This is a genomic window from Streptococcus oralis subsp. dentisani, assembly GCF_003944205.1.
GTDB classification, from domain to species: domain Bacteria; phylum Bacillota; class Bacilli; order Lactobacillales; family Streptococcaceae; genus Streptococcus; species Streptococcus oralis_BH.
The window spans coordinates 94,205-109,246 of the sequence record NZ_RJPH01000001.1 but is presented as its reverse complement, the minus strand read 5'-3'; the positions used below and the strand labels follow the sequence as shown (position 1 = coordinate 109,246).

The 15,042-nt window shown below is 41.9% G+C and carries 18 protein-coding genes and 1 other RNA gene; 7 read left to right on the top strand and 12 right to left on the bottom strand.

Translation table 11 applies throughout. The features are described from left to right. Nucleotides 1-55: 55 nt before the first annotated feature. The 4 genes from ssrA to D8805_RS00450 all read right to left on the bottom strand — a co-directional run bounded on the left by ssrA (nt 56) and on the right by D8805_RS00450 (nt 3,260). Nucleotides 56-403: a transfer-messenger RNA gene (gene ssrA, locus D8805_RS00465) on the bottom strand. Nucleotides 404-463: 60 nt separating this feature from the next. Then, nucleotides 464-1,099 carry an SGNH/GDSL hydrolase family protein gene (locus tag D8805_RS00460; protein ID WP_125415060.1) on the bottom strand — a complete coding sequence of 212 codons (636 nt, stop codon included), beginning with the start codon at nt 1,097-1,099 and terminating at the stop codon, nt 464-466. Between the two features lies 1 nt (nt 1,100). Further along, nucleotides 1,101-1,928 (bottom strand): Cof-type HAD-IIB family hydrolase, encoded by an 828-nt coding sequence (locus D8805_RS00455; protein ID WP_125415059.1) that lies wholly within the window; start codon nt 1,926-1,928, stop codon nt 1,101-1,103. A gap of 21 nt (nt 1,929-1,949) precedes the next feature. Further along, nucleotides 1,950-3,260 carry a CapA family protein gene (locus D8805_RS00450; protein WP_125415058.1) on the bottom strand — a complete coding sequence of 437 codons (1,311 nt, stop codon included), beginning with the start codon at nt 3,258-3,260 and terminating at the stop codon, nt 1,950-1,952. A gap of 155 nt (nt 3,261-3,415) precedes the next feature. Between D8805_RS00450 and def the strand changes: the two genes are divergently transcribed. Both def and rlmB read left to right on the top strand, forming a co-directional pair. Beyond that, on the top strand, nt 3,416-4,027 hold the full coding sequence (def, locus tag D8805_RS00445) for a peptide deformylase (protein WP_001272943.1): 612 nt from the start codon (nt 3,416-3,418) through the stop codon (nt 4,025-4,027). A 44-nt stretch (nt 4,028-4,071) separates the two neighbouring features. Continuing rightward, nucleotides 4,072-4,800 (top strand): 23S rRNA (guanosine(2251)-2'-O)-methyltransferase RlmB, encoded by a 729-nt coding sequence (gene rlmB, locus D8805_RS00440; RefSeq protein ID WP_000855726.1) that lies wholly within the window; start codon nt 4,072-4,074, stop codon nt 4,798-4,800. Nucleotides 4,801-4,836: 36 nt separating this feature from the next. On the opposite strand, the gene trxB is transcribed toward rlmB, so the two are convergent. From trxB to D8805_RS00405, 7 genes are all read right to left on the bottom strand, one after another. Continuing rightward, a complete protein-coding gene (gene trxB, locus D8805_RS00435; protein ID WP_125415057.1) occupies nt 4,837-5,748 on the bottom strand; it encodes a thioredoxin-disulfide reductase in 912 nt (303 codons plus the stop codon). 65 nt (nt 5,749-5,813) lie between these two features. After that, on the bottom strand, nt 5,814-6,038 hold the full coding sequence (locus D8805_RS00430; protein WP_000926602.1) for a DUF4059 family protein: 225 nt from the start codon (nt 6,036-6,038) through the stop codon (nt 5,814-5,816). Nucleotides 6,039-6,115: 77 nt separating this feature from the next. Next, nucleotides 6,116-6,859, bottom strand: coding sequence for an amino acid ABC transporter ATP-binding protein (locus tag D8805_RS00425; protein ID WP_038805010.1), 744 nt, complete (start codon nt 6,857-6,859; stop codon nt 6,116-6,118). Continuing rightward, entirely contained in the window at nt 6,859-7,659 is an 801-nt protein-coding gene (locus D8805_RS00420) for an amino acid ABC transporter permease (RefSeq protein ID WP_125415056.1), read from the bottom strand. Before D8805_RS00420 ends, D8805_RS00425 begins: the two co-directional genes overlap by 1 nt. Before the next feature lie 156 nt (nt 7,660-7,815). Further along, nucleotides 7,816-8,172, bottom strand: a complete 357-nt coding sequence (locus D8805_RS00415) for an arsenate reductase family protein (RefSeq protein ID WP_125415055.1) — start codon at nt 8,170-8,172, stop codon at nt 7,816-7,818. Nucleotides 8,173-8,184: 12 nt separating this feature from the next. Then, nucleotides 8,185-8,700, bottom strand: coding sequence for a methylated-DNA--[protein]-cysteine S-methyltransferase (locus D8805_RS00410; RefSeq protein WP_125415054.1), 516 nt, complete (start codon nt 8,698-8,700; stop codon nt 8,185-8,187). Beyond that, nucleotides 8,697-9,191: a GNAT family N-acetyltransferase gene (locus D8805_RS00405; protein ID WP_125415053.1), complete on the bottom strand. Its 495-nt coding sequence runs from the start codon at nt 9,189-9,191 to the stop codon at nt 8,697-8,699. Before D8805_RS00405 ends, D8805_RS00410 begins: the two co-directional genes overlap by 4 nt. A 135-nt stretch (nt 9,192-9,326) precedes the next feature. On the opposite strand from D8805_RS00405, the gene D8805_RS00400 reads away from it, so the two are divergent. Continuing rightward, the gene (locus D8805_RS00400; RefSeq protein ID WP_084976364.1) at nt 9,327-9,773 is read left to right on the top strand and encodes a DUF1836 domain-containing protein; all 447 of its coding nucleotides are present in this window, start codon (nt 9,327-9,329) and stop codon (nt 9,771-9,773) included. After that, nucleotides 9,770-10,417, top strand: coding sequence for a PAQR family membrane homeostasis protein TrhA (gene trhA / locus D8805_RS00395; RefSeq protein ID WP_084976365.1), 648 nt, complete (start codon nt 9,770-9,772; stop codon nt 10,415-10,417). Before D8805_RS00400 ends, trhA begins: the two co-directional genes overlap by 4 nt. Nucleotides 10,418-10,472: 55 nt before the next feature. Here the strand turns inward: trhA and nox are convergent, their stop codons facing one another. Then, nucleotides 10,473-11,852: a H2O-forming NADH oxidase gene (gene nox, locus D8805_RS00390; protein ID WP_061453802.1), complete on the bottom strand. Its 1,380-nt coding sequence runs from the start codon at nt 11,850-11,852 to the stop codon at nt 10,473-10,475. Between the two features lie 308 nt (nt 11,853-12,160). Between nox and D8805_RS00385 the strand changes: the two genes are divergently transcribed. Genes D8805_RS00385 through D8805_RS00375 form a run of 3 tightly spaced genes read left to right on the top strand, consistent with a single transcriptional unit; the run spans nt 12,161 to nt 14,976 of the window. Beyond that, the gene (locus D8805_RS00385; RefSeq protein ID WP_125415052.1) at nt 12,161-13,090 is read left to right on the top strand and encodes an FAD:protein FMN transferase; all 930 of its coding nucleotides are present in this window, start codon (nt 12,161-12,163) and stop codon (nt 13,088-13,090) included. An 18-nt stretch (nt 13,091-13,108) separates the two neighbouring features. Continuing rightward, nucleotides 13,109-13,714, top strand: coding sequence for an NADPH-dependent FMN reductase (locus tag D8805_RS00380; RefSeq protein WP_125415051.1), 606 nt, complete (start codon nt 13,109-13,111; stop codon nt 13,712-13,714). A gap of 17 nt (nt 13,715-13,731) precedes the next feature. Further along, nucleotides 13,732-14,976 (top strand): NAD(P)H-dependent oxidoreductase, encoded by a 1,245-nt coding sequence (locus D8805_RS00375; RefSeq protein ID WP_125415050.1) that lies wholly within the window; start codon nt 13,732-13,734, stop codon nt 14,974-14,976. Nucleotides 14,977-15,042 lie beyond the last annotated feature (66 nt).

Sequence of the window (15,042 nt, the reverse complement as noted above, 5' to 3'; positions counted from 1 at the left end):
AAAACGTTGATTTAACAACGTTTTACCAAGGAATGCGCAAAAGAATGCAAAGAAATAATGGAGCCGGTGGGAGTCGAACCCACGTCCAAACACCTGCCAACATATTTGTCTACAACCATAGGTTATGTATTGTTTTAACAGTCCCTCGACACATAACTCAAGCCTAGGAACTGCGAGTCTATTAATCTCTTATCAAACCACTAGACAAGGCTTGATCGTATCTCGCTAATCATAAGACCTATCATTGAACACGAGCAATCCAAATCAGGTCACGCCTGCTGGTTTTTAGGCAGCTAAAGCGTAAGAAGTGTTATTTTTTGCAGTTATATTTAACTGAGCGTTTACGTCGCCACACGAGTTGCAAAATATGCCTCATAATGCCTGTCGAATCCGTAACGACCCCAAAAGACGATAGAACCATTATAACCTATCTTCATGAAAAATGCAAAATCAAGCCACCTCTTTAGAAAAGAACCCCTTTTAAGGCTTCCGATAAGACTTGATAACCGGCTACACTTAGATGGAGGCCATCTGTTGTATAGTCTTTTTTGAGTTGTCCTTCTGTATCTGTCAAACTATCATAAACAGGCACAAAATCTACCTGCATATAGGCGGATGCTAGAGCCTCATAGGCTTGATTCCATTCTCTGATCTTTTCATTGGTTCGGATATAAACAGTCTGCTTGTATCTCTCTCCCTCATTGACTGGCAAAATGGAAAGGAGCTTTATTTGTGATAGCGGATAATTTCGGGCAATCGATTGGATTACACGCTCGAGATTATCCAAGGCTTCATTCAAGGGAATATCTTTTCCAATATCATTTGTTCCTATTAGGAGAACAATTTGATCCACAGCATCACCATAAAGATGAGCATCCAAATTCTCTAATAACAATCTCGTCTGATAGCCTCGGATGCCACGATTAACAATCGTCTTGGCAACCCCAAACAACTCTTGAAGAGGGTAATATTCCACTATCGAATCACCAATAAAGATGATATCTGGCTCTAGAACAGATACTTGATTCAATTCACGATACTTGGTTTGAATTTTTTCCTGCTCCTTTAAGAGCCAATTCTCTAATAACTGTACTGCCACCTTATCCCTCTTTCTCTAACCAATTCTCTAGGACCTGATAAACACCCGCCTGGCTGTTAGCTGGCGCTAGAGCAGTCGCAACTGCCTTAGCCTCATCATCTGCATTTTCCATAGCATAGGCAATTCCAGCCAGTTCTAGCATTTCGACATCGTTTTCGCTATCACCGAAAGCCATGATTTGTTCCGATTTTAAATTCCAGCGCTTAAGTAATTCTTCCAATCCCCAAGCCTTGTGAACACCAGCCTGTAGGATATCGATACAACCATAACCGCTGGAAACAGCTCTCACACTACCATCAAAGAGGTCATTGATTTCCTGCAAAACAGAACTGGATCGCTCTTCACCGACGACCATGCTCATTTTAAGCACTCCACCAAAGAGATCAGCTTGCAAATCTTCCACAAAATTCATTCGTTGATAGAGTCTTTCAATCATCTCTGGAGTCATAAATTTATCAAGTTCTGTAAAAACAGTCCCTTTCTTGACAAAACCACCCTTCATACCTGTTACGACAAACTGATCTCGGCACTCTCTCCCCTTAAAATGAACTAAAGCCTTGCCAACCATAGCATCATCCCAGGTCTGAGCTTGAATCAGTTTATTGTTTTCAAAAATTCGCGCCCCATTGGCAACTACTAGTACTACTCGTTCAGCCAAGTGTCCCAATAGTTCTCTCATACGATGGATTTCATTCCCCGTCGCAATGACAAAACGGATATCCCTTTGATCTAGCTGATCTAAAATCTTTTCCAAGCGGGGCAGATCCAGCTGACCTCTCGGATCCAGCAAAGTCCCATCCATATCTGTCGCAATAATCTTAATCGTCATTTTACTTCCTCTGGATTCAAGCTAGTCCCACTTCAACCCTACATGTTCATTCATTTCTTTATAGGCCGTGTCAATTCGTTCCTTGGTCGCCTCATCCAACTTGTCACGGTGACTGCCCCCCTCGATGAAGTCCTCTAGGATATAGGTCTGATAGAGGAAGAGCGGATAGCCTTCTGGAGAGTATGTTCCTTTCGGTGTCCGATTGACCCAAGTTGGATGCGCTTTGGCAGTTTCAATCCTTGTTTTACCATCTTTTTTCTTAATGGTCACATCCATGAGAACACCGCGCTCCGTCCACTTGGCATTTTCCTCGTCTTGCATGGTTTCAATGCGTTGGTTTGAGAGGAAATTTCCCATGGAGTAGATGATCAGTTTTTTGTCGCCATCTTTTTCAACCGTTTCAGAAGGTTCAACGACGTGAGGATGCCCTCCAAAGATAATATCAGCTCCCCAGTCAATCATCTTGTGGTACAGTGTTTTCTGTTCCTCCGTCGGTTCTAGCTGGTACTCAATTCCCATCTGAGGCATGATGACAGTAATATCCGCTTCCTTCTCAGCACGCTCGATTTCTGCCTTCATCTTATCTTCATTCAGATCAGAAAGATAGCGATTATAGTCCTCTTGGGAAATGGATTGTTCAATACCGTTAAAGCCATAGGAATAGGCTAAGAGAGCTACCTTGATACCATTGACCTCCTTGATAACAATAGGAGACTTGTCCCGTGGTTCCTTAGTGTAGACTCCGATGGGTGTCATTCCAGCCTTTTCAATAGCTTGAGCTGTCGAAACCACTCCCTCTATCTGAGAATCCAAGATGTGATTGTGAGCCAAGTCTAGAACTTGGTAGCCTGCATCCTTGATAGCATCCATGACTTCCCCTGGTGCATTAAAGAGAGGATAACCTGCCAAGTAGTGGTCCTTGTTCACCGTTCCTTCAAAGTCACCAATTACCAAATCAGCTTGTTTGAGCCAGGGTTTTACATATTCAAAATTTTCATGGAAATCATAGGTTCCATCTTCTTTAAGAGCTGTTCGGTAGATGGGAATATGGTAGAGAAGGTCACCATTTGCCATGATACGTGCCGTTGTTTCGCCAGACTGATTTTCTTTGGATTTACCAGACGTCGTAGTCTGACTGCTTGGGCTTGTTTCCTTGCTGCCTTGTACTGCTTGAACTAATAAGTTTCCCCCCATGGATAAGGCAACTGCAAGCAATAACACAATAATAAACTGGGCATTGGTCCAGGATTTATAATTCCGAAAGAAATCAACACAAGTCTTCCACACCTCATAAAGAGAATCATGAGACCGTCTATCTTGCCGCTTTTCCATCTTTATCCCCCCCTTGCTTTTACTGCAAGTCTTTTCTTTTATTATACCACAGACAAAAGGGGAATATCGTTTATTATATTATTTTTTAGGAACTTCTGTGACTTTCTTTCTCGTCTATTTTGTGTTATCATGTAGAGGTAATGAAAGGAGAGAAAATGTCTGCTATAGAACGTATTACAAAAGCTGCTCACTTAATTGATATGAACGATATTATCCGTGAGGGGAACCCAACTCTGCGTGCGATTGCTGAGGAGGTCACTTTCCCGCTGTCTGACCAGGAAATCATCCTTGGTGAAAAGATGATGCAATTCCTCAAACATTCTCAGGATCCTGTTATGGCTGAGAAAATGGGACTCCGTGGTGGTGTTGGCCTTGCTGCTCCCCAGCTGGATATCTCAAAACGTATTATTGCTGTTTTAGTGCCAAATATTGTGGAAGAAGGTGAGACTCCACAGGAAGCCTACGATTTGCAAGCGATTATGTACAACCCAAAAATCGTATCACACTCAGTCCAAGATGCGGCTCTAGGCGAAGGCGAGGGATGCCTGTCTGTTGATCGTGTAGTTCCGGGCTATGTTGTCCGTCATGCCCGTGTCACTGTTGATTACTTTGACAAGGACGGCGAAAAACACCGTATCAAGCTCAAAGGCTACAACTCCATCGTTGTCCAACATGAAATTGATCATCTAAACGGAATCATGTTTTACGATCGTATCAACGAAAAAGATCCATTTGCCGTTAAAGAAGGACTCCTCATTCTTGAATAAAGAAAATCCCGTTGCAAGACGGGGTTTTGTGTTATAATAGAGACATGAAAACAAATGATATTGTCTATGGCGTCCACGCTGTTACAGAAGCCCTCCTTGCAAATACAGGAAACAAACTCTACCTCCAAGATGATCTCCGAGGTAAAAATGTTGAGAAGGTCAAGGAACTGGCTGCTGAGAAAAAGGTCTCCATCTCTTGGACTTCAAAAAAATCCCTCTCTGAAATGACTGAAGGCGCTGTCCACCAAGGTTTTGTTCTACGAGTTTCCGAATTTGCCTATAGCGAGCTAGAACACATTCTTGCCAAAACGCGTCAAGAAGAAAACCCTTTGCTATTGATTCTGGACGGGTTAACTGACCCCCATAATCTAGGTTCTATCTTGCGAACAGCCGATGCGACCAATGTTTCAGGTGTCATCATTCCCAAGCACCGTGCTGTCGGAGTGACTCCTGTCGTTGCTAAAACGGCCACAGGTGCTATTGAACATGTACCGATTGCCCGAGTGACCAACCTCAGTCAAACCCTCGATAAACTCAAAGACGAAGGATTCTGGACCTTTGGAACGGATATGAACGGCACTCCTTGCCACAAGTGGAATACAAAAGGGAAAATCGCCCTCATCATCGGAAATGAAGGAAAAGGTATCTCTAGCAACATCAAAAAACAGGTCGATGAGATGATCACCATTCCAATGAACGGACATGTTCAAAGCCTCAATGCCAGTGTTGCTGCAGCCATTCTCATGTACGAAGTTTTCCGAAACCGACTATAAAAAAGTTTCCAATCACTTGATTGGAAACTTTTTTGCTTAACTATGTTCTGTGATAAATTTATAGGCTTCTTGACCAGCGATAGCCCCATCTCCAACTGCTGTTGTCACTTGGCGAAGGTCTTTCTGGCGAACATCCCCAACCGCAAAGATACCATCAACTGCCGTCTTCATGTGGTTATCTGTCACAATCCAGCCTGCCTGGTCTTTAATATTCAATTCTTTAACAAAATCGCTAACAGGATCCAGTCCAACATAGATAAAGACACCACCAAAGGCTTGCTCTGTTACCTTACCCGTTTTCACATTTTCAAATACGACAGATTCCACTCGGTTTTCACCTTTGATTTCCTTGACGACAGAATCCCAGATAAAGTTGACTTTCTCATTTGCAAAAGCACGGTCTTGCAAAACTTTTTGGGCACGAAGTTGATCACGACGGTGAACAATAGTGACAGTCTTGGCAAAGCGAGTCAAGAACAAAGCTTCTTCTACCGCTGAATCTCCACCACCGACTACGAGCAAATCTTGGTCACGGAAGAAAGCTCCGTCACAGACTGCACAGTAAGAAACTCCTCGACTGTTCAGTTCCTCTTCTCCGGGAACTCCCAAGAGACGGTGTTTTGACCCAGTTGCCACGATGACAGTACGGGTTTCGTAAACTTGATCATCAGTGATTACCTTCTTATAGTCACCCTGATCTTCAATATTTTCAACATAGCCATAAAGATGCTCCACTCCAAGGTTTTCAAGTGGTTCAAACATTTTCTCAGCCAATTCAGGTCCACTGATGTTGGCATAACCTGGATAGTTTTCAATATCAGATGTGTTATTCATTTGCCCGCCTGGCAGACCACCTTCAATCAAAGCAACTTTCAGATTGCTGCGAGCGGCATATAAGGCAGCGGTCATTCCCGCAGGTCCAGCACCGATAATAATCGTATCGTACATTTCGATTCCTTCTTTCTTGTTGTAACTATCTTTATTCTAACTGTTTAAAGTTTCCTTAGCAAGCATTATGCTCTGAAAACTAAAATGAGACTCATGACGGCAAAGGATAATACTGGGATCACCAAAACCCCAATCATAATCATATCATAGAGATGGGCTTGACGGGCCTTGGCTGTCTTGTCCACGCCAGACATAGCTCGCAATCCAATCCAAATCCCTAAAAAAATCACGACGAGAATGGTCGTTAAGATCAAACTCTCGAAATATAAAGAAAACAGTTGCAGCAGCATGATCTCTCTCGTTTCTATCTTTTTTAAAGAGTAAACTCAGCTAGTCCAACTAACTGAGTTTTCCTTTTACTATTATATCAAATATAAGTCCGTTTGTAACTAGCGAAGAATTCTTTTGTCCGTTCTTCTTTCGGATGATTGATGATTTCATCCGGTGTACCTGACTCGATGATTTTCCCCTTATCTAGGAACAAAATCTTGTCTGCCACTTGGGCTACAAAAGACATGTCATGACTGACCAAAATCATTGTTTGACCTGACTTGGCAGCGTCTGCAATAGACTTCTCTACTTCACCGACCAATTCTGGGTCAAGGGCTGAAGTGGGCTCGTCCAAGAGCAAGACATCTGGCTTCATAGCGAGAGCACGCGCGAGGGCAACCCGTTGCTTTTGTCCACCTGATAAGTGGCGAGGATAATGGTTTTCACGGTCAGAAAGACCAACCTTGGCCAACTCTTCCTTAGCGATTTTTGTTGCTTCCTCGTCCGATAATTTTTTAACAACAACCAAACCTTCCTTAACATTGTCAAGAGCTGTTCGGCGTTCAAACAAATTAAACTGTTGGAAAACCATGGATAACTTGCGACGAAGGGTTAGGATTTCTTCTTGGCTAATCTGAGAAAAATCAACTTTAAAATTGTCAATCTGAATCGTTCCACTATCTGGAGTTTCAAGGTAGTTCAAACTACGAAGAAAGGTTGATTTCCCTGCTCCAGATGAACCAATCAAAGCCACTACTTCTCCCTTTTGGATATCCAAGTCCAGATGATCCAAGACAGTCTGGCCTGAAAAGGATTTACTTAAATTCGAAATCTTAATCATTAACGAAGGTCTCCTTTCACATCTGTTTGCACTGTATCAGGTGCAGAAATAGCCATTTTTCTCTCGATGAAACGACCGAGGCTTTCAATGCCGATATTGACTACCCAATAAACAAGGGCTACGGAGATGAAACGCTCAAAGTAACGATAATCTGCTCCACCCAAAATCTGAGCTTGAGCAAAAACTTCGACAACACCCGCACTAAAGGCTAGAGAAGTTCCCTTGGTCAAACCGATAAGAGAGTTAATCAAAGTCGGTGTCGCTACCACTGCTGCATTTGGAATAATCACGCGACGATAAACTTGCGCTTGCGTCATACCCAGACTACGCGCCGCCTCAATTTCACCTGGATTAACAGAAAGGATGGCCGCACGAATCGTTTCACTTGCATAAGCCGCCTCATTAAAAGCAAAGGCCACAATCGCAAAAAGTGCTGCTGGAATCGCATTGATATTGAAACCAGTTCCCCATTGTTGGTTGATAGCTTTCAGTGCCAAAGGAATTCCGTAGTAGGTCAACATAAGTTGAACTAGGATTGGGGTACCTTTTAAGAAGCTGACGAAAAAGGCCTGCAAGGGATATAAAATCTTAACACGATTGATCTTAACAATGGCAAAAATCAAGGCAAGTAGCAAACCAAAGAGTGCACCTCCAAGCGTCAACATCAAGGTTGTAGGCAGTTGTTGGACAATCCTTGGAATTCCATCAAAGACCGAACGCAAACTAAAGAGCTTACCATCCGGAATGAGTTGCATCAAACTTTGGTACCAATCTGATGCTAAAAATGTTGTAACAGTCATAAAAACATCCTCTCCTGATAATGATTCATTCTATCATACTTCTGCTCGCAAGCAAATTATTTGCTACGGGCTGATCAGACTTTGTCTATCTTCTAGTTTATCACACTTTAAAACAGGGATGCTATATATTTTACCTATCAAGGAGATAGATAAAAACTATCTCAAACCTAAATCCTCATAGCTTTTTCTATAGCCGATTTGTTTAACAGCACCATTCTCCACCAAAATTGGACGTTTTAACAACATGCCATCACTAGCCAGAAGCTTAGCTGCTTCTTGTTTTGACAAGCTTCCCACCTTATCTTTCAAGCCCAGTTCACGGTATTTGATCCCGCTGGTATTAAAAAATTGTTTCACTTCAAAACCAGAAGTTTCCAACCAGTTCAAAATCACTTCTTCACTTGGTGTTTCTTCTACAATGTGGACGTCTTGGTAGACAAGTCCGAGTTGGTCCAGTTCATTTTTTGCTTTCTTACAAGTTGAACATTTTGGGTATTCGATAAATTCTAACATCTTCTTTTCTTTCTATTCTTTATTTTCTTGAAAAACTGCACCTTCATGCTGCAAGAGCCAGGCTTTCTTTTCGACTCCAGAAGCATAGCCTGTCAAACGATTACCAGACCCTAGCACTCGGTGACAGGGGACGAGGATGGACCAGGGATTACGCCCCACTGCTCCGCCAATAGCTTGGGCAGAATTCACCTGCAAGTCTTGAGCTATTTGACCGTAAGTCACTGTTTGACCATAAGGAATGCTCTGTAAGTAGGCCCAGACCCGTTTTTCAAAATCCGTCCCAATGGGAGCCAAGGGCAAGAAAGATAAGTCTTGATCCTTCCCATCGAAATAAGCATCTAAATAGCAAATAACTTGGTCAAGAACAGGATGCTCCTTAACTGTTTCCATCCTATCCGTATCAATACCTCTCTCAAAATGAGTTTGGTCCTGCACCCAAATTCCATACAGATATTGCTCGTCAGCAACCAAGGACAAGGTTCCAATTGGCGACGGGTGGAGCATTTTTACGTACTTTTTTTGCTTCATTTTTTTAATTTCTGATAGGCTAAGCGTTCCCCATCAACTGGAACTTTTCCGACCTGACTAAATCCAAGTTTTTCAAAGATATGCTGCATGACCTTATTTTCTACATGCGTATCTGAACGAAAATCTAGGTAATCAAAACCTTCAATCAAGCCTTCTAGGAAAGTCTGAGCAACCCCTTGCCCTTGGACATCTGTTGCTACAGCGATACGGTGAAAGACCAAATATTCTGACTCTCCCCCCTGCCAACTTCCTTCATAAATGGCTTCATAGGCTTCCTCTGGGCTCTTGGTCACAGCAGCATAGGCTAGTAGTTCTCCTTCTTCCAAGGCTACATAGGCTTGGCCTGAGATAATATCATCAATAATGATGTCAGCATTTGGATAGCCATTTTGCCACTGGTCGCTACCAGACTTGGCTAAGCATTTTTTGGCATCCTCCATCACCTGCATAATCGCATCTACTTCGTTTGGAAAAGCTAAACGAATCTCCATCTTTTCTCCCTCTTTTCTAACTATTTTCTCTCATCATAGCATAATTTAAAGCTTTCTACAAGCAGTTGAAACTTGACTTTTGTTTTTTATTATTTTATAATCTAGTTATCGAAACTAGATAAAAAGGAGTTGGAAATGGATTCTAACTTTTCCTACCCAAAATGGGAAGACATTCCAAACATTGACCTCTATCTGGATCAGGTTTTACTTTATGTCAATCAAGTCTGCGCCCCTATCTCTCCAGATAAGGACAAGGGGCTAACAGCATCCATGGTCAATAACTATGTCAAACATGGTTACTTGACAAAGCCAGACAAGAAAAAATACCAACGCAAACAGATTGCCCGTTTAATTGCTATCACCACTCTCAAGTCTGTCTTTTCGATCCAAGAAATCGCTCAGACACTTAATACTCTACAAACTCAAGCGAGCTCAGACCAGCTCTACGATGCTTTTGTGGACTACATGAACTATGGGATTGATCCAGAAAATCCTATTATCCAAACCAGCTGTCAAACGGTTAAACTCTATCATCAAACTCTAGACTTAATCCTTATCAAAAAAGAGGAGGAAATCCAATGAATACCAGTCTAAAACTCAGTAAAAAACTCAGTTTTGGAGAGGAGATTGCTAATAGCGTAACCCATGCTGTGGGTGCCGTTATCATGCTCATCTTACTCCCCATTTCATCCACCTATAGTTATGAAGCACACGGATTTTTATCATCTTTTGGTGTTTCTATCTTTGTTATCAGTCTCTTTCTCATGTTCCTCTCGTCAACCATTTACCACTCTATGGCCTATGGTTCGACCCACAAATACGTCTTGCGAATCATCGACCATTCTATGATTTATGTGGCTATCGCAGGCTCTTATACGCCAGTCGTATTGACTTTGATGAATAACTGGTTTGGCTATCTCATTATTGCCATTCAGTGGGGAACGACCATCTTTGGCATCCTCTATAAAATCTTTGCTAAAAAGGTCAATGAGAAATTCAGCCTTGCCCTTTATCTCATTATGGGCTGGTTGGTTCTGGCTATCATTCCTGCCATTATCAGTCAAACAACGCCAATTTTCTGGAGTCTCATGGTAACTGGCGGACTCTCTTATACAGTTGGAGCTGGATTTTACGCCAAGAAAAAACCTTATTTCCACATGATTTGGCATCTCTTTATCCTAGCAGCATCTGCACTTCAATATATCGCGATTGTTTATTACATGTAAAAAAGTTGAGAATCTTTTCTCAACTTTTTGTTTTCATATTCAAATAACAATTCTATTATTTTTCAGCTGTAAGTGCAGCCATTGTGATGTAGTTGTATGGTTTGTTAAAGTGTGGCAAGAAGAATAGGTCTGTCAAGGCCAATTTATCAATTGTCACATGCTCTTGGATAGCAAGTGAGAACATGTGGATTCCCATGCTGATAGCAGAATCACGTGATACCATTTGAGCACCAAGAATTTCACGGCTGTCTTTGTCAAAGACAATCTTGATAGCAACTTCGTGGTTGTCATGTTTGATAAATTCAGGTTTTTGAAGATCGTTAAAGCCAGTTTCAGTTGCGTTATAACCAGCAGCTTTTGCTTTCTCAAGAGTCAAACCAGTTGAAACCATGTGAAGACCGTAGATTGAGATACCGTTTGAACCTTGTACACCGATTCCTTCAAGTTCATGTCCACAAGCGTTGTAAGCACCAACGATACCAGTGCGTACAGCATTTGAAGCAAGCGCGATGTAGCTAGTGTCTTTACGAGCGTTGTCATAAACAGTTGCACAGTCACCAACAGCGTATACACCTGGAATAGATGTTTCTTGTTTCTTATCTACAAGGAAGGCACCGTTGCGGAAGAGTTCAATCTTACCGTCAGCAAGGGCTGTGTTTGGACGGAAACCAACTGCAAGAACCACCATATCCACATCAAATGTTTCTTTGTCCGTTACCAAGCGTTCAACTTTACCATCACCTTGGATTGCTTTAACTGTTTGACCAAGTGCCAAGCGGATGTTATGGTCTTCCAAGTTTTTCGCCATCATTTGGGTAAAGTCTTTGTCATAGTAGCCGTTCAAAACAGTGTCTACGATATCAACAAGCACCACTTCTTTTCCAAGACGTTCGAAAGCTTCAGCCAGCTCTACACCGATGTAACCACCACCAACAACGGCAATGCGCTCAAGGTGTTTGCTCTTATCTTCAAGTTTCTCAATAACTTCTTCAGCGTTTTGGTACAACTTAACAAATTGAACATTTTCAAGGGTCGCTTTGAATTCGCGGTTACCCTTAACGATTTCAACACCTTCGATTGGAGGCAAGATTGGAGTTGAACCAGTCGCAAAGATCAATTTGTCGTAAGATTCTTTGTGTTCTTGACCTTCAACTTCTGCAGTCACAACTTTATTATCGTAGTCAATTGAAAGAACTGGTGAGTTCATGTACACTTTAGCACCTTTTGCTTCCAATTTTTCTTTATCAGAGTAGAAGAGACCTTCTGGGCCATCAATTTGTTCCCCGATCCAAAGCGCCATTCCACAACCTAGGAATGAAATATTTGAGTTTTGGTCAAATACAACGATTTCATTTTCATGTCCGAAGTTGTCCAACATAGTATTGATACATGCTGTACCAGCGTGGTTAGCACCAACTACAACGATTTTACTCATAGAATAATTCCACCTTTAAAATTTAATTTACTCTCCTAGTATATCATTTACTGTTAGCGTTTACAAGGTATTTGCTTAGAATTCTCTTATTTTCAGAAAAAAATACACTTAACATTGATAAATCTAATTTTTCTATCGTTTTCATACTAATTTTAAGCATATTCCTTGACTTTTTGTCAAAAATTATTTGTGAAAACGCTGACTTTATGTTATGCTATAAACATGGAAAGAAAATGTAAGGGGTTAAATTATCCTAGAATTTAACATAACTTAGAAGATTTCCTATGAAGTAGAAAGGAGTTGGTAGCTTGCCTCTTCGTTCACGTTCTGAACGGCTAATGGGAACAACTATCACGATTTCATTAGTAGATAAACAGGCAGACTGCCTGCTTCAAGGAGCCTTTGATTTGCTCAAAGAACTCGAGTACCGCTTCAACGCCAACAGTCAAGAATCCGAACTGATGGAAATCAATCACCAGGCTGGAATTGCACCTGTAAAGATCCATCCTGACCTGTTTGAACTGATTGCTCTTGGATTAGAACACAGCCTAGCTCCATCTAGCCACCTCAATATCAGTATTGGTCCCTTGATTCAAACTTGGCGAATCGGCTTTTCAGATGCCCGACTCCCAGAGCTAAACGAAATCGAAGCTGTCTTGCCTCTAGTTGACCCGCATTTTATCAAGTTAGATCCCACTAACTCTACTGTCTTTTTAGAGAAGAAAGGGATGAAGCTTGATCTAGGTTGTTTAGCCAAGGGCTATAGTGCAGATAAGGTTGCTCAGTATTTAAAAGCACACGGTGTCACCTCTGCCTTGATCAATCTCGGAGGAAATATCCTCACCATCGGGAACAATCAAGCCAAAGAAGGGAAAGCCTGGCAGATTGGTATTCAAGATCCGCGAAATCCTCGTGGCAATCATCTCCTAACCATTCCTGCTTCTAACAAATCCGTCGTCACTTCAGGTATCTATGAACGCCACCTGACAATAGACGGAAAAGACTATCACCATATTTTTGATAGTGAGACAGGATTCCCTGTCGAAACAGAGCTCGCTAGCCTAACGATTATCTCTGATAAATCCGTTGATGGTGAGATTTGGACAACCCGCCTATTCGGAGAACGTAGCGCTTCTATCCTCTGGCAAGTCGAAAGTTTAGATGGTATCGAAGCCATCCTCATCGACAAAGAGGGACGCTTTGCTTGTTCTTCAGGCCTTCAAAATTGTATTATGTAAAAAGAGAAAGGAAATCTCATGCTAAAACTTATTGCCATTGTTGGAACGAACTCTAAACGTTCTACAAACCGCCAATTGCTCCAATACATGCAAAAACACTTCGCCGATAAGGCTGAGATTGAACTCGTTGAAATTAAGGACATCCCTGTTTTCAACAAACCAGCAGATAAACTTCTTCCAGCTGAAATTCTTGAAATTGCTACTAAAATTGAAGCATCTGACGGTGTGATTATCGGTACTCCTGAGTACGACCACTCTATCCCTGCAGTTTTGATGAGCGCTCTTGCTTGGCTATCTTACGGTATCTACCCACTTTTGAACAAACCAATCATGATTACTGGTGCTTCCTATGGTACACTTGGTTCATCTCGTGCCCAATTGCAGCTTCGTCAAATCTTGAACGCTCCTGAAATCAAGGCAAATGTTCTACCAGATGAATTCTTGCTTTCTCACTCTCTTCAAGCATTTAACCCAAGTGGCGACTTGGTTGACCTTGATGTCATCAAGAAATTGGATGCCATCTTTGATGACTTCCGTATCTTCGTGAAAATTACTGAAAAATTGCGCAATGCACAAGAATTGCTTCGCAAAGATGCCGAAGAATTTGACTGGGAAAATTTGTAAGATAGGAGACCGAAAGAATGAAATTTGTTGGACTTGTTGGATCAAACTACGATCAATCATATAACCGCAAACTCTTAGAATTTATTCGTCGTAATTTCAAATTCAAATTTGAATTAGAAGTTCTTGAAATCGACGAAGTTCCAATGTTTAACCAAGACGAAAAATGGGACGAAAGTTTCCAATTGCGCTTCTTGTATAACAAAATTACACGAGCTGATGGTGTCATTATCGCTACTCCTGAGCACAACCACACTATCTCAGCTTCACTCAAATCTGTACTCGAATGGCTTTCATACGAAGTTCATCCATTTGAAAACAAGCCTGTTATGATTGTAGGTGCATCATACTACGACCAAGGAACATCACGTGCCCAAGTTCACCTCCGTAAAATCCTTGATGCTCCAGGTGTCAATGCCTACACGCTTCCAGGTAACGAATTCCTTCTTGGTAAAGCTAAGGAAGCTTTTGATAACGAAGGAAATATCACCAACGAAGGCACTGTTAAATTCCTTGAAACTTGCTTAGATAACTTTGTAAAATACGTAGGAGTCGTTTCGAAATTGAAAAAACCAAAACCAATCGAACCAGAAGACTTGGATTGTGGAAAACCAATCGCTACAACCATCACAGAAGTTGATCCTGACGATCCAGAATGGGTAGAAAAAGTTGCTGCAATCACTGGAGCTGTTTCTGGTGATACCTATGTAAAATTGGACCACGGTATCCTTACAGTTAACCAAATCGATATGTTCTTGAAAGCTATGCCATTTGAATTGACATATGCTGATGACAACAACCAATTCCTCTACTACAACAACGCTCACCAAGATCCAGACACCATGTTTGCCAAACGTGTACCACCTCAATCAGGTAACCGTATGTCGACTGTTCACAATTCTCTTCCACCAGCACGTATGAAGAATGTAGAGTGGGTCATCGGAACACTTCGCAACGGAAACCAAGAATACGTCCGTACGATCGTTCCAGGTTCTCCTGCAGGTGTTATCAACACCCACAACTACCAAGCAATGTACTATCCTGATGGATCTTACGCTGGAATCAATGAAATCGTCTTTAACTTCCAACCATGGCTTGAATGGTACCTAAAAGAGACTGGTCAACGTTTGGTGGGTGGTAGCGGACCATTTGCTCCTGCTGCCGGAGGTCATGGAGACGCAGATGCTACTTCTGGCGCTTCTGATTCGGGGGACGCTGGAGGCCATGGTGGTGACGCCGACGCCACTTCTGGTGCAAGCAACTAAGAAACCAAAAAGGAGCCAAATGGCTCCTTTTTTATTACAACAGAAAAGGGGCTTGTAAATCATCTA

Bases quoted from the DNA above. Each gene is read 5' to 3' on its own strand.
- def (WP_001272943.1), top strand. From the start codon at position 3,416: ATGTCTGCTATAGAACGTATTACAAAAGCTGCTCACTTAATTGATATG.
- D8805_RS00450 (WP_125415058.1), bottom strand. From the start codon at position 3,260: ATGGAAAAGCGGCAAGATAGACGGTCTCATGATTCTCTTTATGAGGTG.
- rlmB (WP_000855726.1), top strand. From the start codon at position 4,072: ATGAAAACAAATGATATTGTCTATGGCGTCCACGCTGTTACAGAAGCC.
- D8805_RS00410 (WP_125415054.1), bottom strand. From the start codon at position 8,700: ATGAAGCAAAAAAAGTACGTAAAAATGCTCCACCCGTCGCCAATTGGA.
- trxB (WP_125415057.1), bottom strand. From the start codon at position 5,748: ATGTACGATACGATTATTATCGGTGCTGGACCTGCGGGAATGACCGCT.
- nox (WP_061453802.1), bottom strand. From the start codon at position 11,852: ATGAGTAAAATCGTTGTAGTTGGTGCTAACCACGCTGGTACAGCATGT.
- D8805_RS00420 (WP_125415056.1), bottom strand. From the start codon at position 7,659: ATGACTGTTACAACATTTTTAGCATCAGATTGGTACCAAAGTTTGATG.
- D8805_RS00425 (WP_038805010.1), bottom strand. From the start codon at position 6,859: ATGATTAAGATTTCGAATTTAAGTAAATCCTTTTCAGGCCAGACTGTC.
- D8805_RS00405 (WP_125415053.1), bottom strand. From the start codon at position 9,191: ATGGAGATTCGTTTAGCTTTTCCAAACGAAGTAGATGCGATTATGCAG.
- D8805_RS00380 (WP_125415051.1), top strand. From the start codon at position 13,109: ATGCTAAAACTTATTGCCATTGTTGGAACGAACTCTAAACGTTCTACA.
- D8805_RS00400 (WP_084976364.1), top strand. From the start codon at position 9,327: ATGGATTCTAACTTTTCCTACCCAAAATGGGAAGACATTCCAAACATT.
- D8805_RS00415 (WP_125415055.1), bottom strand. From the start codon at position 8,172: ATGTTAGAATTTATCGAATACCCAAAATGTTCAACTTGTAAGAAAGCA.
- D8805_RS00375 (WP_125415050.1), top strand. From the start codon at position 13,732: ATGAAATTTGTTGGACTTGTTGGATCAAACTACGATCAATCATATAAC.
- D8805_RS00455 (WP_125415059.1), bottom strand. From the start codon at position 1,928: ATGACGATTAAGATTATTGCGACAGATATGGATGGGACTTTGCTGGAT.
- trhA (WP_084976365.1), top strand. From the start codon at position 9,770: ATGAATACCAGTCTAAAACTCAGTAAAAAACTCAGTTTTGGAGAGGAG.
- D8805_RS00430 (WP_000926602.1), bottom strand. From the start codon at position 6,038: ATGCTGCTGCAACTGTTTTCTTTATATTTCGAGAGTTTGATCTTAACG.